Here is a 25761-nt window from a genome sequence, read left to right as displayed (position 1 = left end):
ATCAGGCATCCTTTCCAAACAGGCCGGCGGGTCGGATGAGGAGCACGATCGCCATGATGACGAAAATGACGATGCTGGAGGCTTCCGGGTAGAACACCTTGGTCAGGCCTTCGGCGAGGCCGAGCATATAGCCGGTGACGATAGCGCCGAGGATCGAGCCCATGCCGCCGACGACCACGACGGCGAAGACGATGATGATGAGGTTCGAACCCATCAGCGGGCTGACCTGATAGACCGGGGCAGCCAGGATGCCGGCCAGCCCGGCAAGACCTGCGCCAAGGCCATAGGTCAACGTCAGCAGCACCGGCACATTGACGCCGAAAGCCTGCACCAGCTTGGGGTTCTCGGTGGCGGCGCGCAGATAGGAGCCGAATTTCGTTTTCTCGACCAGGAGCCAGGTGCCGAGACATACGACGAGCGAGGCGACGACCACCCAGCCGCGGTAGATGGGCAGGAACATGAAGCCCAGATTGACGCCACCGGCCAGCGCTGGCGGCACCGGATAGGGGTTGCCGGAAACGCCGTAGACGTATCGGAACACGCCCTCGATCACCAGCGCCAGGCCGAAGGTGAAGAGCAGGCCGTAGAGCGGGTCGACATCGTAGAGCCGCGACAAGGCGAGCCGCTCGACGACGACGCCGAACAGCGCCACCGCCAGCGGTGCCAGGATCAGCGCCGGCCAGTAGCCGATACCAAGCTTGGCGAGGATCAGATAGCCGATGAAGGCGCCCAGCATATATTGCGCGCCATGCGCGAAATTGATGACGCGCAGCAGGCCGAAGATGATGGCCAGGCCGAGCGAGAGCATGGCGTAGAACGAGCCGTTGATCAGCCCGACCAGCAACTGTCCGGCGAAGGCCTGGATGGGGATGCCGAAGATCATCGGTCAGACTCCCAAAACGTCATGCAGTTCGCCCATCCGGTTGTCGAGGTCGCCAACCGGAAACTCGGACAGCACCTTGCCGTGCTCCATCAGATAGAAGCGGTCGGCGATGCGGCTGGCGAAGCGGAAATTCTGCTCGACCAGAAGGATGGTCATGCCGCGGCGCTTCAATTCAGCCAGGAGTTCGCCGATGCGCTGCACGATCACCGGCGCCAGTCCCTCCGTCGGCTCGTCGAGCAGGATGGTGCTGGCGCCGGTGCGCAGGATGCGCGCGATCGCAAGCATCTGCTGCTCGCCGCCGGAGAGCTTGGTGCCGGGGCTGTTGCGTCGCTCCTTCAGATTGGGGAACAGTTCGAAAATCTCATCGACACCCATGCCGTCCTTGGCCACCACCGGGGGCAGCATCAGGTTTTCGTCCACGGTCAATGTCGAGAAGATGCCGCGCTCCTCGGGCACATAGCCGATGCCGGCGCGCGCGGTGTGGTGCAAAGGCAGGCGGATCAGGTCCTTGCCGGCGAACGACACTTGGCCGGTACGCTTGCGGATGAGCCCCATGATGGCGCGCAGCGTCGTCGTCTTGCCGACGCCGTTGCGGCCGAGCAGCGTGACCGTCTCTCCTTGATGGATGTCGAGATCGACGCCATGCAGCGCATGGCTCTCGCCATACCAGGCGTTCAAGCCGCGCACCGAAAGCAGCGGACCCGCGCTATTCATGCTCGGTCCCCATATAGGCGACACGCACGCGCTCGTCCTTGCTGACCGTGTCATAGTCTCCGGCCGCCAGTACCTGGCCGCGCTGCAAGACCGTCACCCAGTCGGCGATGTCCGCGACAACGGACAGATTATGCTCCACCATCAGCACGGCACGGTTCTCGGCTATCGAGCGGACCAGCCTGGAGATCGTGCCGACATCCTCGTGCCCCATGCCCGCCATCGGCTCGTCGAGTAGCAGCACCTTGGGGTCGAGTGCCAGCGTGGTGGCGATCTCCAGCACGCGCTTGCGCCCATAGGAGAGGTCGGAGGCCAGCCTATGTCTGGCGCTGTCCAGGCCGACTGCGTGCAGAAGCTCCATCGCCCTCGGCGTCAGCCGGTCGAGCGTGGAGAGCGAACGCCAGAACTGCGTGGCCAGTCCGTTGGGCCGCTGCAGCGCCACCCGAACATTGTCGAGCACGCTGAGATGCGGAAAGGTTGCCGATATCTGGAACGAGCGCACGACGCCCATGCGCGCCACCTTGGCCGGCGCAGTCCTGGTGATGTCGATACCGGCGCATGTGATCGTGCCCGCGGTCGGCTGCAGGAACTTGGTTAGAAGGTTGAAGACGGTCGTCTTGCCGGCGCCGTTGGGGCCGATCAGGGCATGTATCTTGCCGTGATGGACGTCGAGATCGACATCCTTCACGGCAACAAAACCGGCGAAATCGCGCCGCAATCCACGCGCCGACAGGATCGCCGGTTCAGGGCTCGGTTGGGGTTCGGTACTCAACGATGCCTCCGTCCCCGCATCTCCGAACACCCTATTTCACCAACGGGCACCCGGACTCCGCCGGCTTGATGTAGGCCTCGTCGCCGGGAATGGTGGCCAGAACCTTATAGTAGTCCCAAGGCTGCTTGCTCTCCGACGGCTTCTTCACTTCCATCAGATACATGTCGTGGATCATGCGCCCGTTGGCGCCGACCTTGCCGCCGCGCGCGAAAACGTCCTCGACCGGCATCTCGTGCAGGTTCTTGGCGACGGCTTCGGTTTCGTCGGTGCCGGCCTTGTCGACGGCCTTCAGATATTGAAGGACCGCCGAATAAGTGCCGGCCTGGATCATGTTCGGCATGCGGCCGGTGCGGTCGAAAAACTTCTTCGCCCAGGCGCGGGACTGATCGTCACGATCCCAATAGAAGCCTTCGGTCAGTGTCAGCCCCTGCGCTGCCTCGAGGCCAAGGCCATGCACTTCGGCGAGCGTGAACAGAAGGGCGGCCATGCGCTGGCCGCCGGCAACGATGCCGAACTCAGCCGCCTGCTTGATGGCGTTGGCGGTGTCGAGGCCGGCATTGGCAAGGCCGATCACCTTGGCGCCCGAAGACTGCGCCTGCAAAAGGAACGACGAATAGTCGGTGGTGGCCAGCGGATGGCGCACCGAACCCAGCACCTTGCCGCCTTTCGAGGTGACGAATTTCGAGGTCTGTTCTTCGAGCGAATATCCGAAGGCGTAGTCGGCGGTCAGGAAGAACCAGGTGTCGCCGCCCTGCTGCACCAGCGCGCCGCCGGTGCCGACGGCGAGCGCATGGGTGTCGTAGGCCCAGTGAAAGCCATAAGGCGAGCACGACTTGCCGGTGAGATCCGAAGTGGCCGCGCCGGTGACGATGTCGATCTTCTTCTTTTCCTGCGAAATGCCTTGCACGGCGAGCGCGACCGACGACGTGGTTAGTTCCATGATCGCGTCCACCTGCTCGGTGTCATACCATTGGCGCGCGATGTTGGAGGCGATGTCGGCCTTGTTCTGATGATCGGCGGTGACCACCTCGATCGGCACGCCCTTGACCTTGCCGCCGAAATCCTCGACCGCCATCTTGGCTGCCTCGTAGGACCATTTGCCACCGAAATCGGCATAGACGCCGGACTGGTCGTTCAGGATACCGATCTTGACCTTGTTGTCCGAGAATTGCTGCGCGGCGGCCGGAAACGAAACGCCTGCCAGAAGAACGACTGCAAGTGCGCGCGAGATCATCGCCATAGAACTCCTCCCGTTTGGACTGCGGCCCTCCAGCCGTCACATGCGCTCCCACCCTTGCCAGCACTGTAGCAGGGACAGGCGCGAAGTCAGCATGGCATAGCTGCAACGGACGTTTCTACTTGGACTATGTGTTTAGAGATCGTGGCGGCAGGGCGCGGGGGATCGCTGAATGCCTGTTCAGCCGGGGAAGCTCGCCGTTGCCCGGCGCGCTTTTCCATCGCGCAAAGCAAAAGGGCTCCGCGCGATGGAAAATCAGCAGGTGGAACGGGGTTCCTAGCCCTTCAGCCCTTCGACGATGCGCAGCAATGCCAGCTGTCCGGGGTCGGCCAGGCCGATGCTCTTTTCGCCGAACATGCGGGCGCGCCCGAGAAGGTTGGGCTTGCCCTTGTATTCTTCCAGCGTGTCGGCGGCTGCTTTGATGGCAGTCGCCACCATGGCTTCTGGCGCAACGCCGTCGATGGCTTTCGCGATGGCGTCGAGGCTGTCCAGAACAGTCTTGTCGCCGAGTGCGCCCTTGCCGCGCGCCATCATGGCGTCTCGTGCAGCCGCGATCAGTCCGGGAATTTCAGCCGCGTCGATCGATGTCCTGCCCTTGGTCGTCTTGGCGGCGGACATGAAAGCGGTCGCAACCAGCGTTCCGTAGGAGGACGACGAGACGCGCTGGAACGCCTTGGCGGCTTCCAGAAGGGCCATGCCGAAATCTTCGGGAAGGGGAGCGGCGGCGGCTTCGGCAAAACCCTTGGAAACGGTGATGCCGAGATCGCCGTCGCCGAGTGCGCCGTCAGCCGCGCAAAGCTCGGCGGAGGCGTCTGCGGTAGCCGCCGCCACCCGTCCGAGCGCGGCCTTGAGTGCGGTGCTGTCGATCGCGGTCATGTCACACCTTCCAGAAAGCGCATTCCGCGGGCGCCTTGAGCAGACCTTCCAACTCGCCGTCGAGCTTGATGATCGTCATCGTGGCGCCGGTCATTTCCATCGAAGTGGCAAAGCGGCCGACCAGCGGCATGACGATCTCGACGCCCATCGCATCGAGGCGCTTCCTGGCGTGCCGGTAGAGGATGTAGAGTTCTTCGGCGGGCGTCGCGCCCAGCGAATTCACCAGGATCGAGATGCGGTCGCCCTTGCCGAGCGGCTGGTCGGCCACAAGCCTGTCGATCATCTCGTCGGCGATCTCGTCGGCGGGCTTGATGGCGGCGCGCCAGATGCCGGGCTCGCCATGGATGCCCATGCCCATTTCCATTTCGCCCTCGCCGATCTCAAACGTCGGCTTGCCGGCCTGCGGAATGGTGCAGGGGGTCAGCGCCATGCCGATGGAGCGGCAGGCATCGGCAGCCTTCTGCCCGACGCGGGTAACCTCGTCGAGGTCCGCGCCGGTCTCGGCATGCGCGCCGGCGATCTTGTAGGCAAAGACCATGCCGGCGACGCCGCGGCGCTTCTGTGCTTCCGCCGCCGGGGCGGAGGCGACGTCGTCGGCTAGCAGAACGGTAGTCGTGCGGATGTCGTTTTCCATCTCGACCATCTCGCCGGCCATGTCGAAATTCATGACGTCGCCGCCGTAATTGCCGTAGAGCCTCAGCACGCCGGCGCCGCCGTCGGCCAGCCTGATCGCCTCGGCCATCTGCTCGGCTGAAGGGCTGGCGAATACGTCGCCGATGGCGCAGGCGTCGAGCAGGCCTTTGCCGACATAGCCGGTGAAGATCGGCAGATGGCCGGAGCCACCGCCCGATACGATGCCGACCTTGCCCTTGCGGGCGCCGGCGGCGCGCACGACGACGCGGCGCACTGGCTGCGCGTAATATTCCGGATGGGCGGCGACCATGCCCTCCAGCATCTCGTCGACATAATCGGCGGGGTTGTTCAGGATCTTCTTCATGTTTCCATTTCCTCCAGAGTCACGCGCCGAGCGGCCGTGCGATGCGTTCGCGATGCCGGGCGAGGCGGTCGATGACGATCGGCAGGCCGGTGCCGACGACGATAAGGCAACCGATGACGACCTTCTGCCAATAGGACGGAACACCCGCCATCAAGAGCGTCGTGTTGATCATGGTGATGACGAAAACGCCAAGCAGCGTGCCGGTCACCGTGCCGTGGCCGCCGGTGATGCGGGCGCCGCCGAGCACCACTGCAGCAATGACGTTCAGCTCCATGCCGACCAGGTCGAACGGATTGGCCATGCGCGACAGCGTCACATGGGTCATGCCCGCCAGGCCGGCGATCGCACCCGCCAGGACGTAGATCATCACCTTGACGCGCTTGACCTTGATGCCAATGCGCTCCGCCGCATCTTCGGAGCCGCCGATGGCGTAGATCTTGCGGCCGAACAGCGTGTGGCCCATCAGGATCGCCACAGTGACGGCGACGCCCACCAGCACGATGAACGACATCGGCAGCGATACCATCTGGCCGGCTGCGTTCTCCAGCCGCACGAACACCTTGCGCGAGAACTGGATGACCTCGCGGGGAACAGACGTGATGTAGACGGTGCCGAGGAAAGTCAGCAGCGCGCCGCGGAAGAGGCTCAGCGTTCCGAGCGTCACGATCAGCGTCGGCAGCCCGAGGCCGCCGATCAACAGGCCGTTGATCAGGCCGAGCGAGGCGCCGATCGAGGCACTCAGCGCGAAAAAGACGATGATCGGCACATCGACATCGATGCCGAGGATGATCTTCATCGTCGCATACATGGCGAAAGCGCCAATCGCGGTGCACGAGACGTCGATGCCGCCGGACGCCAGCACCATCATGACGCCGAGCGCGAAGATGCCGGTGACCAGCGAATTGCGCAGAAGGTCGACCAGCGTGGCCGGCGAAAAGAAGGCGGGGTTGAGCAGGCTGAGCACCAGCGCGAACACGATTGCCGTGGCCAGCACGACACCTTGCGGCGTGGCGAGGAACCGGAAAGAAGAATTCATGGCCGGTCCTCTCTGACCACTTCCTTGTAGAGTTTTTCTTCGTTGATTTCGGTCGCGTCGAAGTTCGCGGTGATGTGCCCGCGCACCATCACCAGGATGCGGTCGGACAGCGCGATCGCCTCGCTGATGTCGTCGGTCACCACCATCACGGCGGTTCCAGCGCGGCTCAGCGCGATCAGCAATTCATGGATTTCGCGCTTCGAGCCGACGTCGACGCCGACGGTCGGACCGTTCAGGATCATCAGCTTGGGATCGCGTTCCATCCAGCGCGCCAGGACGACGCGCTGCTGGTTGCCGCCGGAAAGCGTGGCGACCGGCGGCGTAATGCCTGGCGTCTTGATGCGCAGCTTCTTCACCGCATCCTGCGCCCGGCGCACCAGCGCCGCCGCGTCGACGATGCCGCCCTTGGTGTTCTTCTCCAGGCTCGACACGATGATGTTGTCGCGGATCGGCTGGTTGAGGAACAGGCCCTCGGTCAGGCGGTCCTCCGGCACATAGGCGATGCCGCGCTCGATGGCGTCGCTGACGCTGGCGAAAGAAACCGGCCTGCCGTCGACCGTGATTTCGCCGGCGTCAGGCGACAGGCGCCCGAACAGGGTCAGCGCCAGTTCGGTGCGGCCGGAGCCGAGAAGACCGACCACCGAGACGATCTCGCCCGGCCTGAGGTCGAGGTCGACATTGGCGAATTCGCCACGCCGGCCGAGTTTTTTTGCGGAAAGGAAAGGGGAGGCGGCTGGAAATTCCGTGCGGGGAAGGCGCTGGCTGTCGATGGAACGGCCGGTCATCGCCTCGACGAGGCGGGCCGGATCGAACTCGCCGATAGGGCCTTCGACGACGACGCGGCCATCGCGCAGCACGGTGACCGTGTCGCAGACCGCGAAAACTTCTTCGATCTTGTGGCTGACGAACAGGAAAGCGACGCCCTGCGCCTTCAGCGCCGACACGATTTCCAGGAGTTTTGCCACCTCGCTGCGGGTCAGCGCGGTGGTCGGCTCGTCCATGACGATGATGCGTGCCTGGTTGGCCAGCGCGCGGGCAATCGCCACGAGCTGCTTGGAGGCGACCGGCAGAAGCTCGACCGGCATGTCCGGGTCGATGTCGACCTGCATGCGCTTCAGCGTGTCGATGGCAAGCTTCCGGCGCGAGCCGCGGCGATGCCATCTGTCACCGGTGGTGACGGCGGCGAGAAATCCGATGTTTTCCCAGACACTCAGGTTCGGGAACAAGGAGAAATCCTGATAGATGACGGAGAGGCCGGCCGCGATCGCTGCCTTGGCGTCCTGGCCGGATGCCTTGCCATTGATGGCGACGCTTCCCGCATCGGCGCCGACGACGCCAGAGAGAACCTTGATCAGGGTCGATTTGCCGGAACCGTTTTCGCCGGCAAGGCACCTGACCTCACCCTCCTGCAAGGACAGGCCGACATCTTCCAATACCCGTACCGGGCCATAGGCCTTGCGGATGCCACGCATCTCCAGCACGGGTCGATGATTGGGTGTTTCTTCGGTCATCCCGGTCTCCAGGGACAGAAGCCGCCGGACGCATTGTCCGGCGGCGCCTGTCGGGGCTATTGCGACTTAGAATTTATATTCGCCCATGTTTTCCTTGGTCACGTCGACCCAGGCCTGGCCGTAGATGACCTTGCCGTCGAGACGGATCTTGGAATAACCCTCGACGCCGAGATCCATGCCGTCGGTGATCGGCTTGCCTTCGATCGCCATCGCGGCAACCTTGTTCATGGCGATGCCGGCCTTGGCCGGATCCCAGAACGAGATCATCTTGATGTCGCCGCTTTCGAGATACGGACCCGAAACCGAGACGAGGCTGGTGCCGACGATGGCGACCTTGCCGGTCAGGCCGGCTTCCTCGACGGCAAGTGCCGCGCCGACCACGTCTTCACCGGCCGAGCCCTGGATACCCTTGAGGTTCGGGTAGGTGCGCAGCAGTTCCTTGCTCTTCTGGTAGGCAGTCTGCTGCTGCTCGTTGCTCTCGATCTTGTCGGTGACGAGCTTCATCTTCGGGTATTTGGCCTTCTGGTAGGCGATCGCCGCGTCCACCCATTCATTGTGGGTCTTGGCGGTGAGATGGCCGACGAACACGGCATATTCGCCTTCGCCGCCCATCGCCTTGGCCATCGCTTCCATCAGATGCTCGCCATAGGCGCCATTGTCGAAGGCCTCGACATCGTAGGTTATGTTCTTGAGGCTGGAACCTTCATGGCCAACCACCTTGATGTTCTGGGCGAGCGCCTTGGCCAGCACTGGCTCCAGGGCTTCCGGCGAGTTCGGGACGACCGTGATCGCGTCGACCTTCTTGGCGATGAGGTCTTCGATCATCTGCACCTGGAGAGCGGCGTCGGCGGAAGCCGGACCGACCTGGGTAGCGTCATGGCCGGTTTCCTTGGCGTATTCCGCGACGCCGTCGCCCATGCGGTTGAACCAGGCAATGCCCGACAGCTTCACGACCGTCACGATCGTGTGCTTGGCATCCTGTGCATGGGTGACAGCTGCAGCGCCCGCCAGAAGCGACGCGCCGAGCGCTGCCGCAACCGTCATTTTCCTGAAGTTAAAAGTCACAAGTTCCTCCACTTTAATAAACGCCCCGTCCGTCATGGTGACGTCCAGCCGGGCGCGGTTCGACGCTCAGCGCGAGGCCTCTTTCATGAGGTCCTTCGTCCGGGCGTAAAGCTCTTTGAATGTCTTGCGGCGGCGCGCGTAGACGGCGGCATTGCCGCTGTCCGGCTCGATCAGGCGTTCGACCGGGTTCCAGGCGCTAATGTCGCTGCGCCTGGCGTTGCCGACTGCGACCGCGCCGAGAAAGGCGTTGCCATAGGCGGCCCCGATCGTCTTGGCGCGTACGGTTTGCGGCCAGTTGCTGACATCGGAGACCGATTGCGACCACACCTGGTTCTTGGTGCCGCCGCCGACAGCGGCGATCGTCTTCAGCGGCGCGCCGGCTCCGACATAGGTCTCGATGACGTCGTTGACGCCATAGGCGATGCCTTCGAGGAAGGCGCGGTAGATGTCGGCGCGGGTATGGGTGAGGTCGAGGCCGAACAGCATGCCTTTTGCCTGCGGATCGTGGATCGGCGTGCGCTCGCCCGAGAAATAGGGAAGAACCACCAGGCCGTTGGCGCCGGCCGGCGAAGTCGCTGCCTGTTCTGCGAGTTCGCGCAATGCCGACTTCGGGTCGAGTTCGCGGGCGAACTGGTCCTGGAACCAGCGCGTCAGCGTGCCGCTTGTCGACGTGCCCGACATGCAGGCGTGCTGACCCTGGAACAGCCAGGGCGCATACCAGAGCCTGGGGTCCTCGACCCGCCTGTCGGTGACGAGAATGATGAACATGGTCGAGCCGTACATGACCATCATCTCGCCGGTGCCTTGCACGCCGACGCTGACGGCTTCGGACGCCGCGTCGATCGTGCCGGCAATGACCGGTGTTCCTGCCGCAAGGCCGGTGGCATCGGCGGCCGCCGCCGTCACCGTGCCTGCGATGTCGGTCGTCCACAAAAGGCCTGGCAAGCGTTCGGGCGCGATGATGCGATCGGCGAACCTGTCGGTCCATTGGTTGCTGGCGGCGTCGTAGAGCGGGCTCGAGCTGCAGGCCGAATAATGGTCTAGCACGTAGCGGCCGGTCAGCCGGTGAACCAGAAACGACGAGGAGTTGAGCACCTTGTGGGTGCGGGCATAAAGCTCCGGCCGGTTCTTCTTAAGCCAGAGGATTTTGGGCCCGACCGATTGCGATGTCAGCGCATTGCCGCCGGTGCGGACCAGTTCGTCCACGCCGATCTCGGCGGAAAGTTCCTCGATCTCGACCGCCGCCCGCGTGTCGACGCCGTAGAGCACCGCGTTCATCAGCGGCACGCCGTCGGCATCGACCGGCAGCATGCAGGGGCCAATGCCGCTGGCGCCGACGGAGCGGATGTCGCTCGGGGCAACGCCGCTGGAAGCGATCAGCTCCTTGCTGATGGAGCAGAACTCGCCCCACCAGTTCGTCTCGGCATCGTGTTCGGCCCAGCCTGGCTGGGGTACGAGCATCTTGTGAGGACGCGCCGCCGTGGCGACGATCCGCCCGGTGTCGTCCACCAGGGTGCCCTTCGATTCAAAGGTGCCGATATCGATCCCGAGATAGTGTGGCATCAGGTGTAGAGGTCGCGATCGAGGCTGAAGGACGGGGTGACGCGGCGAATGACCGAAACCAGCAGTTTGGTCAGTCCCTCCAGGTCGCGCAGGTCGCACATTTCGAGAGCGGTGTGCGTGTAGCGGCAGGGGAAACAGACATCGATACAGGCAACGCCTTCATTGACGAGCTGGACATAGGAAGAGTCCGTCAGCGCGCCGGTATGGGCGGTCCGCTGCAGCGGGATTTTTTCATCCCTGGCCGTTTCGGCAAAAAGCTGCGGCAGTGCCGGATGCGGAATGGTGCCGTTCAGCGTGCCGCGCCCGTGGAAGGAATAGAGGCTGATCGCCGGTCCGCCGCCGAGCGCCACTTCGCCGCGATGCGCCATGTCGGGCGTGTCGGAGTTCAGCGCGAGGTCGAGCTGGATGGCGATATCGGGCTTGATCGACTGGGCGGCGACCATGGCGCCGCGCAGGTTGAATTCTTCGAGCACCGCGAAGACGAAATGCACGGTCGGGCGCGGGCCGTCCTTGGAGAGCTGGCGCGCCACTTCCATCACCACGGCGCAACCGGCGCGATCGTCGACCGAGGTGCCGATCATGCGGTTTTCGTTGAGATGGATGACGCGCGGGTCGTAGACCACCGGCGTGCCGATGGCGATGCCGAGCTTGTGCACTTCGTCCGCGTTTTCGGCGCCGACGTCGATGAACAGTTCGGCGTAAGGCGTGACCTTGTACTTCTCTTCGGCCGGCGTCGCGTGATGGCTCTTGTTGGCGATGACGCCGCGCACATCCTTGCCTTCGCCGACGCAGAACAGCACTGCCTGGGCGGGAAGCGCCTTTTCAGGAATGCCGCCGAGGCGTTCGATGCGGATCAGGCCGTTCGCCTCGACCTTGCGGACGATGAAGCCCAACTGGTCGGTGTGGGCAAACAGCATTACCGACGGTGCGCCGACGTCGCCTTCCAGCGTCGCGATCAGATTGCCCAGCGTGTCGGTGCGGAGCTTCAGCGGCAGGTCGGCCAGATCACGGGCGATCAGGCGGCGGACGCGATCCTCGTGGCCCGAAAGTCCGGGCGTCAGCATGAGGGATTCGAGCAGGGAGCGAAGACGGTCCTTCACGACGGTTTTGCCTTTCGTTGGAAGAGCGATGACAGGTTGAGCGAGCCCATGGCGACGCGCAGCGACATGGCGGCGACGAGGAAGCCGCCGAAGAAGAGGTCGCGCGAGAAGGCGCTGAAGGAGAGGAAGTTGAGGCCGCTCGAAATGAACTGCAGGCAGATGACGGCAAGCACGACGCCGGTGACGGTGCCGAAGCCGCCGGCAGGGCTGACGCCTGCCAGGATGTTGATCAGGATGACCAGCAACAGATAGGACGAGCCGTAGTCGGCATTGGCGGAATTGACGCGCGCCAGCACCACGAGGCCTGCAAGGGCCGCGATGAAACCGGCGATCGCGTAGATGCGGATCAACAGACTGCGCTCGCGAATGCCGGCAAACCCGGCGGCGACCGGATTGGCGCCGAAGAGCCGCAATCTGAGGCCGACCGGCGTGCGGGTGAGCAGGAAGTAGAGGCCGAGCGCCACGACGACGAAGATCAGCAGGGGCAGCGGCACCACGCCGCCGAGCGACTGGTTGCCGAAGGACGTATACCAGTCCGGCAGCCCCGTTATCGCCGGGACGCGGGTGATGACGATGCCGATGCCGGCGAACAGCTGCATGGTGCCGAGCGTCGCTAGGATGGGCGGCAGGCGCAGATAGGCGATAAGGAAGCCGTTCAGCGCGCCGCAGCAGATGCCGACTGTGAGGGCTGCCGGGATAGCGAGCCAGGCATATTCCGGCCCGGCGCGCATGATGACGGCGGCGACGATCGCCGCCAGGTTGGCGACGGCGACGACCGAGAGGTCGATGCCGCCGGAAATCATGGTCGGCAGGACGGCGAGGGCAAGCAGTCCGAACTCCGGGAACTGGAAGCCCATGGAGTTCAGATTGCTAAGGCCGAGGAAGCTTGGCGCCGTGATGCTCAGTGCGATGAAGATCAGGGCGGTGAGAACCGCCAGGCTTTTCAGATAGGAATTGGTGGTGTCCTGTCTGACGTCCATACGCTTCCTCCGCCCCTTCTTTCCGGTCCGCTTACTGGCCGCGCGCCGCCTTGACGATGCGCATGAATTCCTTGGCGCGCTCGGCGTCGACCGATTTCCAGGTGTCGCCGTCGATCTTCAGCGACGAGCCGACGATGCAGCCATCGGCGATCTTGAGGATGTCGGCGACGGTCGCGTGGCGAACGCCGGTGTTGGCCAGAACAGGCGTGTTCGGAAGCACCTTCTTCACCGATACCAGCGCAGACATTTCGGCGGCTTCGCCGGTGATGGCGCCGGAAACCAGCACGGCGTCCGGGATCGAGGAGAACACGGCGGAGCGGGCGCGGTCGGCCAACGAACGCTTGTCGAGCGAGTCGGCGAATTCAGCCGAGACGTTGTTCAGCATGACGAGGTCGGAGCGGTCGAGGCGGTCGCGGTAGCGCATGGCCTGGCCGGCGTTCGGCGTCCACGGGCCCATGTCGGAAGCGTAGGTGCCGGTGAAGATTTCGCGCACGAAGGACGCGCCGGTGGCGACGGCGAGGGCAACTGTGCTCATCGGATCCCATAGGACGTTGACGCCGAACGGTTTGGCGATTTCCGAACGAAGCTGGCCGATGACATAGGCCATGGTCGCCGTCGATGCGGTGTCGACCTGCAATTCGTAAGGACGGTCGTTTTCGTTGCCGAACATAACGGCGTCGACATCGGCGGCCTGCAAGGCGGTGAGATCGCGCCGCGCCGCCTCGACGATGCCGGCGACGCCTGCTTCCGCATCATAAAGCGGGGTGCCGGGCATCGGGTTGAGATGCACCATGGCGATGATCGGCTTCTTGCCGCCGAACAACTTGTCGAATTTGCTCACTGTATTTCTGCCTTTCTAGCCTTGGGAGGGCGATGACCGTCGACGGTCAAACGACTTGGATATCCGCGAACTTGTCGCGGTAGGGACCGAGCAACGGCTCGGCGCCGCGGTCGGTGATGAACAGGTTGACCGCGTCGAGCGGACAGACCGAGACGAAACTGTGCAAGTTGAGCTTGCTGTGGTCGGCGACGAGCGTGGTCCGTGCCGCCTGCGCGATCGCGGCGCGTTTGACCTCGGCTTCATCCAGCGTCGAGTTGGTCACGCCGGTTTCGTCGATCGCGTCGGCCGCCATGAAGAAGACGTCGGCGCGGATGCCTTTCAGCGCGTCGGCCATCCACGAGCCGACGATGCTGTAATAGCCGTTGCGGATGCGGCCGCCGAGAACATGCACTTCGGTCGCGCCGGAAGCGGCCGCCTCCGCCACCTTCAGGTCCATGGCGACGACGGTGACCGGACGCCCGGCCAGCTCCCGCGCGATGGCCAGCGATGTCGTGCCGGAATCGAGGATGACGACCTTGTTGTTGTCGACCGTGGCCGCGGCCGCGGCGCCGATGCGCGTCTTCAGGTTCTGGTGAACGCGCAGCTTTTCGAGGAACAGCGGCTCGGTCGTGCTTTCGCCGATGCCGCGCGCCACCACGCCGCCATGGGTGCGCGACACAAGCCCGGCCTGTTCGAGAACGGCGACGTCGCGGCGAACCGTCGGCAGCGAAATGCCCATCTTCGCCGCCAGTTCGGTCGTCCCTACGCGCTTCAGTTCGACGATCAGATCGATCATCTGCTGATGCCGCTCATGCGGGAACCTGGATCGGTGCTCGCTCATATCGTCTCCTCTTGGTTGTGATTGATAGTGATCGTTTTAATTGAGTCAATCTCTAACGAACGACATGCTGCAAAAAATCTTCGCTCTGTGGAAATCTTCGTCGAACACGGATCGCAGCAAAAACCATGTATCGGTTGCGCCGTTAAAGCCTTTGCCGGAACCGAAAGGGCCCGAAACGATCATAAGCGAGATTGGCCGGCGCAGGCCGATGAAAGGGCGGTTCAATGAACAGTGCGTGCGCGTCCGATTCAGCAAACTCGGAGCAAGTCCCACAATTTCATAGCGGAATGGTGTGCCCACAAAGGCGGTCGCAGCGGCATGATTTGTTGGCCTGTCGGGAAACACGCGACCTGTGTCTACACTCAGCCCAAGCGTATTTCTCGTTCGGCGGCGGAAATCATGGATTTTGGAGGCTGATGGCGGAGAGAGCGGGATTCGAACCCGCGTTACGGTCTCCCGTAAACACACTTTCCAGGCGTGCGCCTTCAACCACTCGGCCACCTCTCCGTCCTTGCGCGTGATCGCGGCTGGTTGCACCGCGCCGGTCGATGGGATGCGCTCCCCTGGAAACCGGACCTTGGTCCGCGCCGGATTTCCTTATCGACCAAAGGCAATCCGTTTCCCGCGCCCTGAGCCGTCGAAGCTTCGGGCGCGGGGCTCATCTAGTCGATCCGACGCGGAATGCCAAGTCATATCGGCAGCGATCGTGGTGCTTCTCCGCCGCTTTCGGTCGCTGGTGCCCAAATGCCGGTCAAGCGTCGGCCATTGCCGGGTGAAATTCCGAGGTTCATGCGCGGGCCAGGCCTCAAGCAAATGCCAAGCCGAGGTGTCGGCGTCGCGGTGCGATCAACTGCGGGTAAAGTCGTCGCGCCGATTGCGCGAGCGGGCGCCAGGCCATATCTCTAGGGGCGAAACAGACGCTGGAAGGGCCTGCATGTTGCGTTTCCTGTTCAGGCTTGCCGCCATGGTGGCGCTTGCGATCGCGGTCATCATGGCCGTGCTCGACGCCACGCGCACGGTGGCTGCCTCGCATCTGGTGGTGACGCCGCTCAAGACGAGTTGGGGAGCGGTCTCGCCCGATACGCTTGCCGCCACGGAGGCTTTCGTGCGCGAAAAGGCCGGTGTCGTTGCCTGGGACGGGTTCGTCGACAAGGCGCTCGATCTGCCCGGATTCGCCTTGTTCGCGCTCCTGGCCTTCCTTCTCTACGCGATCGGTTATCGGCGGCAGCGGCGAACCGGGCGTGTCGCCACCAGTGCGTAACATTTTGGCGTCCGCAGCGAATTAGCTTTCGACGAAACAAGGAGAAATCACATGTTTTTCCTCAGTGACATGTTGAACAAGAAGCTCAACCTGCCGAAGCCGGAAGAGGCGTTGCCCGGCCGCGACAGGCCGATCCCGACCGCCTCGAAGCACTATGTCTCGAAACGGGCTCTGAAAGGCCCCTATCCGGAAGGCTTGGAAACGGCGCTGTTCGGCCTTGGCTGCTTCTGGGGCGCCGAGCGCCTGTTCTGGCAGACCGAAGGGGTCTGGGTGACGGCGGTCGGTTATGCCGGCGGCGTCACCGCCAATCCGACCTATCAGGAAACCTGCACGGGGCTCACCGGCCACGCCGAGGTGGTGCTGGTGGTGTTCGATCCGAAGATCGTGTCCTATGCCGAATTGCTCAAGCTGTTCTGGGAGGCACATGACCCGACGCAAGGCATGCGCCAGGGTAACGATGTCGGCACCACCTATCGTTCCGCCATCTACACCTTCTCGGATGCACAATATCAGGCCGCGGTTGCCTCGCGCGATGCCTATGAGGCGTCGTTGCGCAGTGCTGGACGCGGCAAGATCACGACCGAGATCGCCCCGGCGCCGACGTTCTATTTCGCCGAAGAGGATCACCAGCAATATCTGGCGAAGAACCCCTATGGCTATTGCGGGCTGAAGGGCACGGGCGTGTCCTGCGCCATTCCCGCCGCCGCGCCGGCCTGACGAACGGCTTTCGCCGGAAACCGCCAGCCTTGACGATGGCGGTTTTCCATTGCCGGCAAAGGATTTTTCATGGCGCCGCTTCGGCGCCATGCTTTTTCCAAAGGGTCAAAATTCCACGTGAATTTTGTCCGCAGCCGTGCAAGATAAAGCTTGAGCGGGAGGGAGAAGCTCCTGCCGGACGTCGCAAGCCGGGCCGGAACCTGGATTTGCGACCAAATTGGAAAAATAAACCGACAGGGTGTGGATCCTATGAAACGTATCGTTCTCGGCCTTCTGGCCGCAACCGCGATGATCTTCCCGGCCGTCGCCGAAGAGATCAAGCCGGCGCTGCTTTACGACCTCGGCGGCAAGTTCGACAAATCCTTCAACGAGGCTGCCTTTAACGGCGCCGAGAAATTCAAGAAGGAGAGCGGCGTCTCCTATGTGGAATTCGAAGTTTCGAACGCCTCGCAGCGCGAACAGGCGCTGCGCCGCTTCGCCGAAGACGGTCGCAGCCCGATCGTCATGGCCGGCTTCTCCTGGGTTGATTCCCTGACCAAGGTGGCCAAGGAATATCCGGAGCTGAAATTCGCCATCATCGACGATCAGGTCGATCTGCCCAACGTGCGCTCGCTGAAGTTCAAGGAACAGGAAGGCTCCTACATCGTCGGCCTGCTCGGTGCGATGGCCTCCAAGACCAAGAAGGTCGGTTTCATCGGCGGCATGGACATTCCGCTCATCCGCAAGTTCGGCTGCGGCTATGTCGGCGGCGCCAAGGCAAACGGCGCGACCGATGTCATCTACAACATGACCGGCGACACGCCGGCTGCCTGGAACGACCCGGCCAAGGGCGGCGAAATCGCCAAGACCCAGATCGATCAGGGCGCCGACGTGATCTACGCGGCGGCTGGTGGCACGGGCGTGGGCGTGCTGCAGGCGGCGGCTGATGCGGGCAAGCTCGGCATCGGCGTCGATTCCAACCAGAACGGCCTGCAGCCCGGCAAGGTGCTGACCTCGATGCTGAAGCGCGTCGACGTTGCTGTCTACAGCGCTTTCACCGACGCCAAGAATGGCAAGTTCACCGGTGGCATCAATAATCTCGGCCTCAAGGAAGGCGGCGTCGACTACGCCCTGGACGACAACAACAAGGCTCTCATCACGCCGGAGATGAAGGCTGCCGCCGACAAGGCCAAGGAAGACATCATTGGCGGCAAGATCCAGGTGCATGACTATTCGAGCGACAACAAGTGCCCTTACTGATCGGCATTTGACGGACGAATGACGAACCGCCGGGCGAAAGTCCGGCGGTTCTTTTTTGAGAACCGATAGGTCCGGCGTGGTCTATCCCGGCGATGCACTGTGCGCCTTGCCCTTGTGCGACCATGGCGGCAGAGGGTGGCGGTAATTCGAGGCGCTTTTGCCGACACTGACGAGAACCGCCATGCCCCCAGTCATTCGCAAGATGCGACATTCCGATCTCGCCGCGCTGGTGAAGCTACGCCACGTTACTTTCTTTGACGACGGCAAGATTTCGCGGGAAGCCGACCGGGCCGGGCTGGCGAAACTCATCGACGGCGATGGTTTCGAAGCCGGTTTCGTCGCCGAGATCGATGGCGAGCCGATCGGCTCGTGCCTGTTCGTGCGCGAGGAGATCGAGCCGCTGCATGAGGTGTCGCCATGGCTCGCCGGCCTGGTCGTCGCCGAAAATCATCGCGGACAAGGTCTCGGCACAACGCTGATCGCGGCGGTCGAACGCCATGCCCATGCAGTCGGCTGCCGCGAGTTCTATCTCTACACCGATAGCGCCGAGGCGCTCTACATCAAGCTCGGCTGGACGGTCGCCGAAAGGATGGTCATCGACGGCGAGCCACTGGTGCTGATGAAACGGAAACTTTAGCACGCTCTCAAAAGCCGGTCGCCGAACTGCCTCATCTGTCGTTGCCGCGTGCTAGAGTGCCTCGGCTGGGGATGCTGCAAGGGGAGATGACAGCATGGCGAGGGTAACCGGTATTGGTGGCGTGTTCTTTCGCGCCCAAGATCCGAAGCTGTTGGCCGAATGGTACGAGCGCCATCTCGGCATCGATGACATCGCCAAGACCGTATGGCGCCAGGATGCCGGGCTTACTGTGTTCAGTCCATTCGCTCAGGACACGGACTATTTCGGCCGCGACGAACAGCAGTGGATGGTCAATTTCCGCGTCGACGATCTGGATGGACTGATCGCCGGCCTAAAGGCCGCCGGCATCGCGGTCGAGACGCGGGGCGAGTGGGATTCCGAGGTCGGCCGCTTCGCCCGCATCCATGACCCCGAAGGCAATCCGATCGAATTGTGGGAGCCTTCGGCAGGCTCGTCGGCCATGGCGGATGAAGCCGGCGAAGGCTGACGATGTCCTGACGGCGATCAGCCGGCGAAACGCCCGGCAAGGTAGCCAAGCGCAAAGGCGATGATCAGCCCCGCGGCCACCGATAGGGCCAGCCGGCCGGGCAATGCTTGCAGGCCGATGCCTATCGGCGGGCGCGGGCCGTCGATGACGGGCTTGCCGCTTCCCACCCGATCCTGGCCGAGCGGCGGCATCTGTGGCAGCGCGGCGATATGGGCGGCGATGTCCTGCCAGGGGCGGCTGGTGTTTTCCGTGTCGCTGCCGGCGCGATCGAACAGATGCATGCGCTCGGCAAGTTGCATGACGGCATTGCGGAAGGCCGGATCGATTTCGAGGTCACGTTCGGCCCGCTCGCGGTCCCGTTCGTTCATCAGGCCAAGTACGTAGTCACTGGCCCGCGCAATGCGGTCGCCTTCTCCGGTCATCGCTGCGCCTCCCTCATCCCCCAAAACTCCTTCTACCAGTGCGGCGGCTTGGTGACCGGAACGTCCGGCGCCGTCTGCTCTTCCAGCGCGAGAAAGCGGCTGGTCAGCGCGTCGAGCTTCTTCTGGATGCGCTCGATCGTCTTCCACTGCTCCGCGATCTGGCCGGACAGCTCCTCGATGGTCTTGGCCTGTTCGGCGACGTGGATCTCCAGCGTCATCAATCGGTTGTCGGTCATGTCAATTTCCCTGGGGACCCTGCTCTCGCGGGCTTGAGTTGCACAACGGCGCCTGTCAATGGCGCATGCCGCGCGTGTTCGAAATTGACAAGCATGCCGGGATTTGTCGAGAGTGGGCGTCATAGCCGGCCAATTGGCAGGGGACAGGTGCCGTGCTAGTCATTTTGACCAAACGATAAAAAAATTATGGGAACGATCGCATGGCGGAAGCCGCAATCGAGCTGATCGGCATCAACAAGAGTTTTGGCGCCGTGCGCGCCAATCGCGACATCAATCTCGAGATCGCCCGCGGGACGATCCATGGCATCGTTGGCGAAAACGGCGCCGGCAAGTCCACGCTGATGTCGATCCTCTACGGCTTCTATCAGGCCGACAGCGGCGAAATCCGGGTCAACGGCAAGCCGGCTTCGATCAAGAGCTCCAACGACGCCATCGCCGCCGGTATCGGCATGGTGCATCAGCATTTCATGCTGGTCGACAATTTCACGGTGCTGGAAAACATCATCCTCGGCGCCGAGAGCGACGCGCTGCTCAAATCCTCGATCGCCAAGGCGCGCGCCGAGCTTGATCGGCTGGAGCATGAATACGGGCTGGAGGTCGACCCCGACGCGATCATCGAGGAGCTGCCGGTCGGCCTGCAGCAGCGCGTCGAAATCCTCAAGGCGCTCTATCGCGGTGCCGAAATCCTCATTCTCGATGAGCCGACGGGCGTGCTGACACCGGCCGAAGCCGACCATCTGTTCCGCATCCTCAAACAGCTCAAGGACCAGGGCAAGACGATCGTGCTGATCACGCACAAGCTGCGTGAAATCATGGCGATCACCGACACTGTTTCCGTCATGCGCCAGGGCACGATGGTGGCGACGCGCGTGACCAAGCAGACCACCGTCGAGGAACTGGCCGAGCTGATGGTCGGGCGCCGCGTGTTGCTGCGGGTCGAGAAGGGCGAGGCCAAGGCCGGCGAAGTCAAGCTTTCGGTCAAGAACCTCGTGGTGAAGGACCAACGCGGCGTCACCATGGTTGACGATGTTTCATTTGACGTGCGCGCCGGCGAGATCGTCGGCATCGCCGGCGTCGCCGGCAACGGCCAGTCTGAGTTGCTGGAGGCGATCTCCGGCATCCGCAAGGCGGTTTCGGGCAGCGTCACGCTGGACGGCAAGCCGATCGATCTGACAGGGGCCGCCGATCCGGCCGAATTGCGTCGGCGCGGGCTCGCGCATGTGCCGGAGGACCGGCATCACGTCGGCCTTGTGCTGGCCTTCGAGGAGCATGAGAATTCGATCCTCGGCTATCACGCGGACAAGCGCTACGTGAAAGGGCCGCTGCTCGACATCGACGCCATCGTCGCCGACGCCGAGGACAAGATCGCGAAATACGATATCCGGCCCGCCAATGCGCGCTTGAAGACCGCCAATTTCTCTGGCGGCAACCAGCAGAAGATCGTGCTCGCGCGAGAAATTGAACAAGATCCCGGGGTGCTCATCGTTGGCCAGCCGACGCGCGGCGTCGATGTCGGCGCCATCGAGTTCATCCACAAGCGGCTGATCGCCATGCGCGATCAGGGCAAGGCGGTGTTGCTGGTCTCGGTCGAACTCGACGAGATCCGCTCGCTTTCCGACCGCATCCTTGTGATGTTCGCCGGCCGTGTCGTCGGCGAGCGCGGACCGGATGCGAGCGAAGGCGAACTCGGCCTGCTGATGGCAGGTGTCGAGCAGAAAGAGGCAGCCGAATGAGCACACCTTATGCCAAGCTGCCGGCCTGGGCCGACTATGGCCTGATCCCGCTCATCAATCTTGCGGTCGCCTTTGCCGTCGCCGGCCTGGTGGTGTTGCTGGTTGGGGAAAATCCCTTGCGCGCCGCGGTCATCCTGGTGGAGGGGGCGTTCGGCCGCGGACAGGGCATCGCCTACACGCTGTTCTACGCCACCAATTTCATCTTCACCGGCCTTGCGGTTGCGGTGGCCATGCATGCCGGCCTGTTCAACATCGGTGGCGAAGGCCAGGCCTATGTCGCCGGGCTCGGTGTCGGCCTGGTCTGCCTGGCGCTCGACAGGGTCGTGCCCTGGTTCGTCACTTTCCCGTTCGCCATCGCCGGCGCCGCTCTCTTCGGCGCGGCTTGGGCCTTTATCCCGGCCTATCTGCAAGCCAAGCGCGGCTCACACATCGTCATCACCACGATCATGTTCAACATGATCGCGGCGAGCCTGATGATCTACATGTTGCGCGACGTGCTGAAACCGGAGGCGATGCAGGAGGTCAAGACACGCACGTTCGAAGCGGGCGCCCAATTGCCCCGGCTGAACTGGATCATCGAACTGTTCGGCGCCAAGATCCGTTCGGCGCCGTTCAACGTCTCCTTCCTGCTGGCCCTGGTCATGGCCTATCTGGTCTGGCTGCTGATCTGGCGAACGAAGCTCGGCTACGAGATACGCACCTTCGGCTTCAGCCAGAAGGCCGCGCGTTATGCCGGCATTTCGGAAGTGCGGGTGACAATCATCGCCATGCTGATTTCGGGCGCGCTCGCCGGCATGATGTCGATCAACGCGATCATGGGCGACCAGCACAGCGTCTATGTCGATCTGGCCGGCGGCGCCGGCTTCATCGGCATCGCCGTTGCGCTGATGGGACGCGCGCATCCGGTGGGTATCATCCTGGCGTCGATCCTGTTCGGCATGCTCTATCAGGGCGGCGCCGAGCTCTCCTTCGAGATGCCGGCCATCAGCCGCGACATGATCGTCATCATCCAGGGTCTCGTCATCCTGTTCGCCGGCGCGCTGGAGCACATGTTCCGGCCCTATATCCAGACACTGTTCGCTTCGTTCAGTCCGAAATCGGTCGGCATGGCGGCGGTGAAGGGCGAGGGGGCCTGACATGGATTTCTTCAACATCGTCATCCAGACGCTGGACTCCACCATCCGTCTGTCGGTGCCTTTGCTTCTGGCCTGCCTGGCAGGGCTCTATTCCGAGCGGTCAGGCATTTTCGACATCGGCCTCGAAGGCAAGATGCTGGCCGCCGCTTTCGCAGGTGCCGCCGCTGCATCGGTCTTCCACTCGGCCTGGATTGGCCTCGGCATCGCAATCCTGATTTCGGTGTCGCTGGCCCTGGTGCATGGCTTCGCCTCGATCACCCATCGCGGCAACCAGATCGTCTCCGGCCTCGCGATCAACTTCGTCGCCGCCGGCTCGACCATTATTCTCGGCCAGGCATGGTTCCAGCAGGGCGGCCGCACGCCGGCTCTGGCGCCGAACGAACGGTTCGAGGCGATCACGCTTCCCGGCGCCGACGCCATGCGCGACGTGCCGATCATCGGACCGATCTATTCGGAGCTGATCTCCGGCCACTCGTTGCTGGTCTACGTCGCCTTCCTGGCGGTTCCATTCACCTGGTGGGTGTTGTTTCGCACCCGCTTCGGCTTGCGTCTCCGCGCCGTCGGCGAGAACCCGGCGGCGGTCGACACCGCCGGCATCTCGGTCACCTGGCTGCGCTACCGCGCGGTCATCTGCACCGGTATCCTGACCGGCATCGCGGGCGTCTATCTTTCGATGGTGCAGAGCGGCGGCTTCGTGAAGGACATGACGGCGGGCAAGGGTTACATCGCGCTTGCCGCGCTGATCTTCGCCAAATGGCGGCCGGTCAACGCCATGTTCGCCTGCCTGCTGTTCGGCTTCCTCGACGCGTTGGCGATCCGCCTGCAAGGAACGCCGCTGCCCATCATCGGCAAGGTGCCGGTGCAGTTCATGCAGGCGTTGCCTTATGTGCTTACCGTGATCCTGCTTGCCGGCTTCATCGGCAAGGCGATCCCGCCGCGCGCCGGCGGCGTGCCCTATGTGAAGGAACGCTGACCGATGTCGCATGACCTCTACCTCGCCGCCAAGGCGGCCATGGCCAAGGCCTATGCGCCTTATTCGAAATTCCCGGTGGGTGCAGCGCTGCGCACCGAGGATGGGCGCGTGTTTTCCGGCGCCAACATCGAAGTGGCGTCCTATCCGGAAGGCTGGTGCGCCGAGACGACCGCATTGGGCCATTACATCATGGGTGGCGGCGGCAAGATCGTCGAGATCGCGGTCATCGCCGAACGCATGGCCAAATGCTCGCCTTGCGGCGGTTGCCGCCAGCGGCTCGCCGAATTCACCCGGCCCGATACCAAACTCTATCTCTGCGACGAGACCGGCGTGGCCGAGACGGTGACCATGGGCGAGATGCTGCCCTATGGGTTCCGGGGCGACATCCTCAAATGAAGGACGCGATCGATCGCCTCGTCGAGCGGCTGGACGGTCTTGTGCCGAGTGCCGCGCTCGTGCTGGGCTCCGGGCTCGGCGGACTGGTCGATGAGGTCAAGGACGCCATCCGCATTCCTTATGCCGAATTGCCCGGCTTTCCGCAGAGCGGCGTGACCGGTCATGCCGGCGCGGTGGTGGCGGGACACTTCGCCGGCAAGCCGGTGCTGATGCTGGCCGGTCGGGCGCACTACTATGAACATGGCAATGCCGCCGCGATGCGCCCGGTCATCGAAACGCTGGCCGGCATCGGCGTGACGAAGTTGCTTTTGACCAACGCCGCCGGCTCCGTCGACCCGGACATGCCGCCCGGATCGGTGATGCTGATCGACGACCACATCAATTTCTCCGGCTCCAATCCGCTGTTCGGCGAGCCAACCGACAGGCGTTTCGTCGGGCTGACCGAGGCCTATGATGCTGGCATGCGGGCGGCGATCGAGCGGGCGGCGAAGTCGACCGGCACTGTCTTGCACAAAGGCGTCTACATGTGGTTCTCCGGCCCGTCCTTCGAGACGCCGGCGGAAATCCGCATGGCGCGCATCATGGGCGCCAACGCGGTCGGCATGTCGACCGTGCCGGAGGTGATCCTTGCCCGGTTCTTCGGCCTGCGCGTGGCGGCCTGCTCGGTCATCACCAATCTGGCCGCCGGCATGACCGGTGCGGAACTCTCCCACACCGAGACCAAGGACATGGCGCCGATCGGCGGAGCCAAGCTCGCCACGGTGCTGAAGAAGATGTTCCAGGACGGCTTGCTGGACGGGTGAGCCTTCATGCTGCCTCAGGAAATCATCCGCAAGAAACGCGACGGCTTCAGGCTGTCGGCTGACGAAATCGCTGCCTTCGTCGCCGGCATCACCATCGGCTCGGTCAGCGAGGGACAGGCGGCGGCGCTGGCCATGGCCGTCTTCTTCAACGGCATGAGCCGGGAGGAGGCGGTGGCGCTGACGCTCGCCATGCGCGATTCCGGCGACGTGCTCGACTGGTCCGACCTGCCGGGCCCGGTCACCGACAAACACTCCACCGGCGGGGTTGGCGACAATGTCTCGCTGATGCTGGCGCCGATGGTGGCGGCCTGCGGCGCCTATGTACCGATGATCTCGGGACGCGGTCTCGGCCATACCGGCGGGACATTGGACAAGATGGATTCGATCCCTGGCTATATCAGTCAGCCAGATGTCGCTCTGCTGCGCAAGGCGGTACTCGAGGCGGGTGCGGCCATCATTGGCCAGACCGGCGATCTCGCCCCCGCCGACCGGCGCCTCTATGGCATTCGCGATGTCACCGCCACGGTGGAGTCGGTGCCGTTGATCACGGCCTCGATCCTGTCGAAGAAACTGGCGGCCGGCCTGCAATCGCTGGTGCTCGACGTGAAGCTCGGCAACGGCGCCTTCATGGAAAAGTCGCGCGATGCGACGGCGCTGGCCACCAGCCTGGTCGAGGTGGCGAATGGCGCGGGTCTGAAGACCAGCGCGCTGATCACCGGCATGAACGAGCCGCTCGCTTCCGCCGCCGGCAATGCCGTCGAAGTCTTGAATGCGGTCGATTTCCTGACCGGCCGTTATCGCGACAAGCGGCTGGAAACGGTGGCGCTGGCGCTGGCCGCGGAAATGCTGCAGTCGGCGGGTCTCGTTTCGTCCAATCAGGATGGCATGCAGCGCGCCACTGAGGCGCTGGCCAGCGGCCGGGCGGCGGCCGTGTTCGGCCGTATGGTCAGGGCGCTCGGTGGGCCGGCCGATTTCGTGGAAAAGCCTGGAAAATACGTGCCCGTGGCGCCGGTTCAGTTCCCGGTGAAAGCCCCGCGCAGCGGTTTCGTCACCGGTATCGCGACCCGCGACATCGGTCTTGCCGTGGTGACCCTGGGCGGCGGCCGCATCCGCCCACATGACAGCATCGACCACACGGTCGGGCTCACCCGGCTCCTGCCGGTCGGTTCCGAAGTGCGCATCGGCGAAGCGCTGGCGCTTGTCCATGCCCGCTCGCAAGGTGACGCCGAGATAGCCGCCGCCGCAGTGATTTCGGCCTATACGATCGGTCCCGCCAAGCCGGCCGGCGAAAAGGCGATCATTCGAAGGATCGCACCGCGCGCCTGACGC

General features: G+C 63.6%; 27 protein-coding genes and 1 tRNA gene. 11 read left to right on the top strand and 17 right to left on the bottom strand.

Features of this window, described 5'->3' with window-relative positions; translation table 11 throughout:
- Window position 1 precedes the first annotated feature (1 nt).
- From AB4136_RS15275 to AB4136_RS15205, 15 genes are all read right to left on the bottom strand, one after another.
- Window positions 2-883 (bottom strand): branched-chain amino acid ABC transporter permease, encoded by an 882-nt coding sequence (locus AB4136_RS15275; RefSeq protein ID WP_024926634.1) that lies wholly within the window; start codon window positions 881-883, stop codon window positions 2-4.
- A 3-nt stretch (window positions 884-886) separates the two neighbouring features.
- A complete protein-coding gene (locus AB4136_RS15270; RefSeq protein WP_024926635.1) occupies window positions 887-1597 on the bottom strand; it encodes an ABC transporter ATP-binding protein in 711 nt (236 codons plus the stop codon).
- Window positions 1590-2366, bottom strand: coding sequence for an ABC transporter ATP-binding protein (locus AB4136_RS15265; RefSeq protein ID WP_051504802.1), 777 nt, complete (start codon window positions 2364-2366; stop codon window positions 1590-1592). Before AB4136_RS15265 ends, AB4136_RS15270 begins: the two co-directional genes overlap by 8 nt.
- 31 nt (window positions 2367-2397) lie before the next feature.
- The gene (locus tag AB4136_RS15260; protein WP_024926637.1) at window positions 2398-3600 is read right to left on the bottom strand and encodes an ABC transporter substrate-binding protein; all 1203 of its coding nucleotides are present in this window, start codon (window positions 3598-3600) and stop codon (window positions 2398-2400) included.
- Window positions 3601-3879: 279 nt separating this feature from the next.
- Complete coding sequence (locus tag AB4136_RS15255; RefSeq protein WP_024926638.1) at window positions 3880-4479, bottom strand: DAK2 domain-containing protein; 600 nt, start codon at window positions 4477-4479, stop codon at window positions 3880-3882.
- 1 nt (window position 4480) lies between these two features.
- Window positions 4481-5476 carry a dihydroxyacetone kinase subunit DhaK gene (locus AB4136_RS15250; protein WP_024926639.1) on the bottom strand — a complete coding sequence of 332 codons (996 nt, stop codon included), beginning with the start codon at window positions 5474-5476 and terminating at the stop codon, window positions 4481-4483.
- A gap of 19 nt (window positions 5477-5495) precedes the next feature.
- Window positions 5496-6512 carry an ABC transporter permease gene (locus AB4136_RS15245; protein WP_024926640.1) on the bottom strand — a complete coding sequence of 339 codons (1017 nt, stop codon included), beginning with the start codon at window positions 6510-6512 and terminating at the stop codon, window positions 5496-5498.
- Window positions 6509-8023 carry a sugar ABC transporter ATP-binding protein gene (locus tag AB4136_RS15240; protein ID WP_024926641.1) on the bottom strand — a complete coding sequence of 505 codons (1515 nt, stop codon included), beginning with the start codon at window positions 8021-8023 and terminating at the stop codon, window positions 6509-6511. Before AB4136_RS15240 ends, AB4136_RS15245 begins: the two co-directional genes overlap by 4 nt.
- A 66-nt stretch (window positions 8024-8089) precedes the next feature.
- A complete protein-coding gene (locus AB4136_RS15235) occupies window positions 8090-9067 on the bottom strand; it encodes an autoinducer 2 ABC transporter substrate-binding protein (RefSeq protein WP_024926642.1) in 978 nt (325 codons plus the stop codon).
- Between the two features lie 87 nt (window positions 9068-9154).
- Window positions 9155-10651, bottom strand: coding sequence for an FGGY-family carbohydrate kinase (locus AB4136_RS15230; RefSeq protein ID WP_024926643.1), 1497 nt, complete (start codon window positions 10649-10651; stop codon window positions 9155-9157).
- Entirely contained in the window at window positions 10651-11751 is a 1101-nt protein-coding gene (locus AB4136_RS15225) for a M42 family metallopeptidase (protein ID WP_137900655.1), read from the bottom strand. Before AB4136_RS15225 ends, AB4136_RS15230 begins: the two co-directional genes overlap by 1 nt.
- Window positions 11748-12731 carry an ABC transporter permease gene (locus tag AB4136_RS15220; RefSeq protein WP_137900654.1) on the bottom strand — a complete coding sequence of 328 codons (984 nt, stop codon included), beginning with the start codon at window positions 12729-12731 and terminating at the stop codon, window positions 11748-11750. Before AB4136_RS15220 ends, AB4136_RS15225 begins: the two co-directional genes overlap by 4 nt.
- Before the next feature lie 31 nt (window positions 12732-12762).
- Window positions 12763-13572: a BtpA/SgcQ family protein gene (locus AB4136_RS15215; RefSeq protein ID WP_137900653.1), complete on the bottom strand. Its 810-nt coding sequence runs from the start codon at window positions 13570-13572 to the stop codon at window positions 12763-12765.
- 46 nt (window positions 13573-13618) lie between these two features.
- A complete protein-coding gene (locus tag AB4136_RS15210) occupies window positions 13619-14392 on the bottom strand; it encodes a DeoR/GlpR family DNA-binding transcription regulator (RefSeq protein WP_024926647.1) in 774 nt (257 codons plus the stop codon).
- A gap of 417 nt (window positions 14393-14809) precedes the next feature.
- Window positions 14810-14899 (bottom strand) — tRNA-Ser (locus AB4136_RS15205).
- Between the two features lie 427 nt (window positions 14900-15326).
- Here AB4136_RS15205 and AB4136_RS15200 point away from each other — a divergent pair.
- From AB4136_RS15200 to AB4136_RS15180, 5 genes are all read left to right on the top strand, one after another.
- Window positions 15327-15653, top strand: a complete 327-nt coding sequence (locus AB4136_RS15200; protein WP_024926648.1) for a hypothetical protein — start codon at window positions 15327-15329, stop codon at window positions 15651-15653.
- Between the two features lie 51 nt (window positions 15654-15704).
- Window positions 15705-16370, top strand: coding sequence for a peptide-methionine (S)-S-oxide reductase MsrA (gene msrA, locus AB4136_RS15195; protein ID WP_024926649.1), 666 nt, complete (start codon window positions 15705-15707; stop codon window positions 16368-16370).
- A gap of 249 nt (window positions 16371-16619) precedes the next feature.
- Window positions 16620-17609, top strand: coding sequence for a BMP family lipoprotein (locus AB4136_RS15190; RefSeq protein ID WP_024926650.1), 990 nt, complete (start codon window positions 16620-16622; stop codon window positions 17607-17609).
- Between the two features lie 181 nt (window positions 17610-17790).
- The gene (locus AB4136_RS15185; RefSeq protein ID WP_024926651.1) at window positions 17791-18246 is read left to right on the top strand and encodes a GNAT family N-acetyltransferase; all 456 of its coding nucleotides are present in this window, start codon (window positions 17791-17793) and stop codon (window positions 18244-18246) included.
- 94 nt (window positions 18247-18340) lie between these two features.
- The gene (locus AB4136_RS15180) at window positions 18341-18733 is read left to right on the top strand and encodes a VOC family protein (RefSeq protein ID WP_024926652.1); all 393 of its coding nucleotides are present in this window, start codon (window positions 18341-18343) and stop codon (window positions 18731-18733) included.
- Between the two features lie 17 nt (window positions 18734-18750).
- Here the strand turns inward: AB4136_RS15180 and AB4136_RS15175 are convergent, their stop codons facing one another.
- Together AB4136_RS15175 and AB4136_RS15170 are read right to left on the bottom strand one after the other, a co-directional pair.
- Window positions 18751-19155 carry a hypothetical protein gene (locus AB4136_RS15175; protein ID WP_024926653.1) on the bottom strand — a complete coding sequence of 135 codons (405 nt, stop codon included), beginning with the start codon at window positions 19153-19155 and terminating at the stop codon, window positions 18751-18753.
- Between the two features lie 32 nt (window positions 19156-19187).
- Window positions 19188-19391, bottom strand: coding sequence for a SlyX family protein (locus AB4136_RS15170; protein WP_024927252.1), 204 nt, complete (start codon window positions 19389-19391; stop codon window positions 19188-19190).
- Window positions 19392-19591: 200 nt separating this feature from the next.
- Here AB4136_RS15170 and AB4136_RS15165 point away from each other — a divergent pair, with 200 nt between their 5' ends.
- The 6 genes from AB4136_RS15165 to deoA are packed head-to-tail and all read left to right on the top strand — an operon-like array spanning window position 19592 to window position 25758.
- Window positions 19592-21124 carry an ABC transporter ATP-binding protein gene (locus tag AB4136_RS15165; RefSeq protein WP_024927253.1) on the top strand — a complete coding sequence of 511 codons (1533 nt, stop codon included), beginning with the start codon at window positions 19592-19594 and terminating at the stop codon, window positions 21122-21124.
- Window positions 21121-22260: an ABC transporter permease gene (locus AB4136_RS15160; protein ID WP_024926237.1), complete on the top strand. Its 1140-nt coding sequence runs from the start codon at window positions 21121-21123 to the stop codon at window positions 22258-22260. Before AB4136_RS15165 ends, AB4136_RS15160 begins: the two co-directional genes overlap by 4 nt.
- A gap of 1 nt (window position 22261) precedes the next feature.
- Window positions 22262-23233: an ABC transporter permease gene (locus AB4136_RS15155; protein ID WP_024926236.1), complete on the top strand. Its 972-nt coding sequence runs from the start codon at window positions 22262-22264 to the stop codon at window positions 23231-23233.
- 3 nt (window positions 23234-23236) lie between these two features.
- Window positions 23237-23629 (top strand): cytidine deaminase, encoded by a 393-nt coding sequence (cdd, locus tag AB4136_RS15150; RefSeq protein ID WP_024926235.1) that lies wholly within the window; start codon window positions 23237-23239, stop codon window positions 23627-23629.
- Window positions 23626-24432, top strand: a complete 807-nt coding sequence (locus AB4136_RS15145; RefSeq protein WP_024926234.1) for a purine-nucleoside phosphorylase — start codon at window positions 23626-23628, stop codon at window positions 24430-24432. The genes cdd and AB4136_RS15145 overlap by 4 nt, the downstream gene beginning before the upstream one ends.
- 6 nt (window positions 24433-24438) lie before the next feature.
- Window positions 24439-25758 (top strand): thymidine phosphorylase, encoded by a 1320-nt coding sequence (deoA, locus tag AB4136_RS15140; RefSeq protein ID WP_024926233.1) that lies wholly within the window; start codon window positions 24439-24441, stop codon window positions 25756-25758.
- The last annotated feature ends 3 nt before the right edge of the window (window positions 25759-25761 follow it).

This window comes from Mesorhizobium sp. 2RAF21 (assembly GCF_052115345.1).
GTDB lineage: Bacteria > Pseudomonadota > Alphaproteobacteria > Rhizobiales > Rhizobiaceae > Mesorhizobium > Mesorhizobium terrae.
This window is presented reverse-complemented; position numbering and strand designations above follow the sequence as displayed.

What these genes read in the sequence shown, in the direction of transcription:
- AB4136_RS15275 (WP_024926634.1), bottom strand. Translation starts at nt 883, where the DNA reads ATGATCTTCGGCATCCCCATCCAGGCCTTCGCCGGACAGTTGCTGGTC.
- AB4136_RS15270 (WP_024926635.1), bottom strand. Translation starts at nt 1,597, where the DNA reads ATGAATAGCGCGGGTCCGCTGCTTTCGGTGCGCGGCTTGAACGCCTGG.
- AB4136_RS15260 (WP_024926637.1), bottom strand. Translation starts at nt 3,600, where the DNA reads ATGATCTCGCGCGCACTTGCAGTCGTTCTTCTGGCAGGCGTTTCGTTT.
- AB4136_RS15255 (WP_024926638.1), bottom strand. Translation starts at nt 4,479, where the DNA reads ATGACCGCGATCGACAGCACCGCACTCAAGGCCGCGCTCGGACGGGTG.
- AB4136_RS15250 (WP_024926639.1), bottom strand. Translation starts at nt 5,476, where the DNA reads ATGAAGAAGATCCTGAACAACCCCGCCGATTATGTCGACGAGATGCTG.
- AB4136_RS15245 (WP_024926640.1), bottom strand. Translation starts at nt 6,512, where the DNA reads ATGAATTCTTCTTTCCGGTTCCTCGCCACGCCGCAAGGTGTCGTGCTG.
- AB4136_RS15240 (WP_024926641.1), bottom strand. Translation starts at nt 8,023, where the DNA reads ATGACCGAAGAAACACCCAATCATCGACCCGTGCTGGAGATGCGTGGC.
- AB4136_RS15235 (WP_024926642.1), bottom strand. Translation starts at nt 9,067, where the DNA reads ATGACGGTTGCGGCAGCGCTCGGCGCGTCGCTTCTGGCGGGCGCTGCA.
- AB4136_RS15230 (WP_024926643.1), bottom strand. Translation starts at nt 10,651, where the DNA reads ATGCCACACTATCTCGGGATCGATATCGGCACCTTTGAATCGAAGGGC.
- AB4136_RS15220 (WP_137900654.1), bottom strand. Translation starts at nt 12,731, where the DNA reads ATGGACGTCAGACAGGACACCACCAATTCCTATCTGAAAAGCCTGGCG.
- AB4136_RS15210 (WP_024926647.1), bottom strand. Translation starts at nt 14,392, where the DNA reads ATGAGCGAGCACCGATCCAGGTTCCCGCATGAGCGGCATCAGCAGATG.
- AB4136_RS15200 (WP_024926648.1), top strand. Translation starts at nt 15,327, where the DNA reads ATGTTGCGTTTCCTGTTCAGGCTTGCCGCCATGGTGGCGCTTGCGATC.
- msrA (WP_024926649.1), top strand. Translation starts at nt 15,705, where the DNA reads ATGTTTTTCCTCAGTGACATGTTGAACAAGAAGCTCAACCTGCCGAAG.
- AB4136_RS15190 (WP_024926650.1), top strand. Translation starts at nt 16,620, where the DNA reads ATGAAACGTATCGTTCTCGGCCTTCTGGCCGCAACCGCGATGATCTTC.
- AB4136_RS15185 (WP_024926651.1), top strand. Translation starts at nt 17,791, where the DNA reads ATGCCCCCAGTCATTCGCAAGATGCGACATTCCGATCTCGCCGCGCTG.
- AB4136_RS15180 (WP_024926652.1), top strand. Translation starts at nt 18,341, where the DNA reads ATGGCGAGGGTAACCGGTATTGGTGGCGTGTTCTTTCGCGCCCAAGAT.
- AB4136_RS15175 (WP_024926653.1), bottom strand. Translation starts at nt 19,155, where the DNA reads ATGACCGGAGAAGGCGACCGCATTGCGCGGGCCAGTGACTACGTACTT.
- AB4136_RS15170 (WP_024927252.1), bottom strand. Translation starts at nt 19,391, where the DNA reads ATGACCGACAACCGATTGATGACGCTGGAGATCCACGTCGCCGAACAG.
- AB4136_RS15165 (WP_024927253.1), top strand. Translation starts at nt 19,592, where the DNA reads ATGGCGGAAGCCGCAATCGAGCTGATCGGCATCAACAAGAGTTTTGGC.
- AB4136_RS15160 (WP_024926237.1), top strand. Translation starts at nt 21,121, where the DNA reads ATGAGCACACCTTATGCCAAGCTGCCGGCCTGGGCCGACTATGGCCTG.
- AB4136_RS15155 (WP_024926236.1), top strand. Translation starts at nt 22,262, where the DNA reads ATGGATTTCTTCAACATCGTCATCCAGACGCTGGACTCCACCATCCGT.
- cdd (WP_024926235.1), top strand. Translation starts at nt 23,237, where the DNA reads ATGTCGCATGACCTCTACCTCGCCGCCAAGGCGGCCATGGCCAAGGCC.
- AB4136_RS15145 (WP_024926234.1), top strand. Translation starts at nt 23,626, where the DNA reads ATGAAGGACGCGATCGATCGCCTCGTCGAGCGGCTGGACGGTCTTGTG.
- deoA (WP_024926233.1), top strand. Translation starts at nt 24,439, where the DNA reads ATGCTGCCTCAGGAAATCATCCGCAAGAAACGCGACGGCTTCAGGCTG.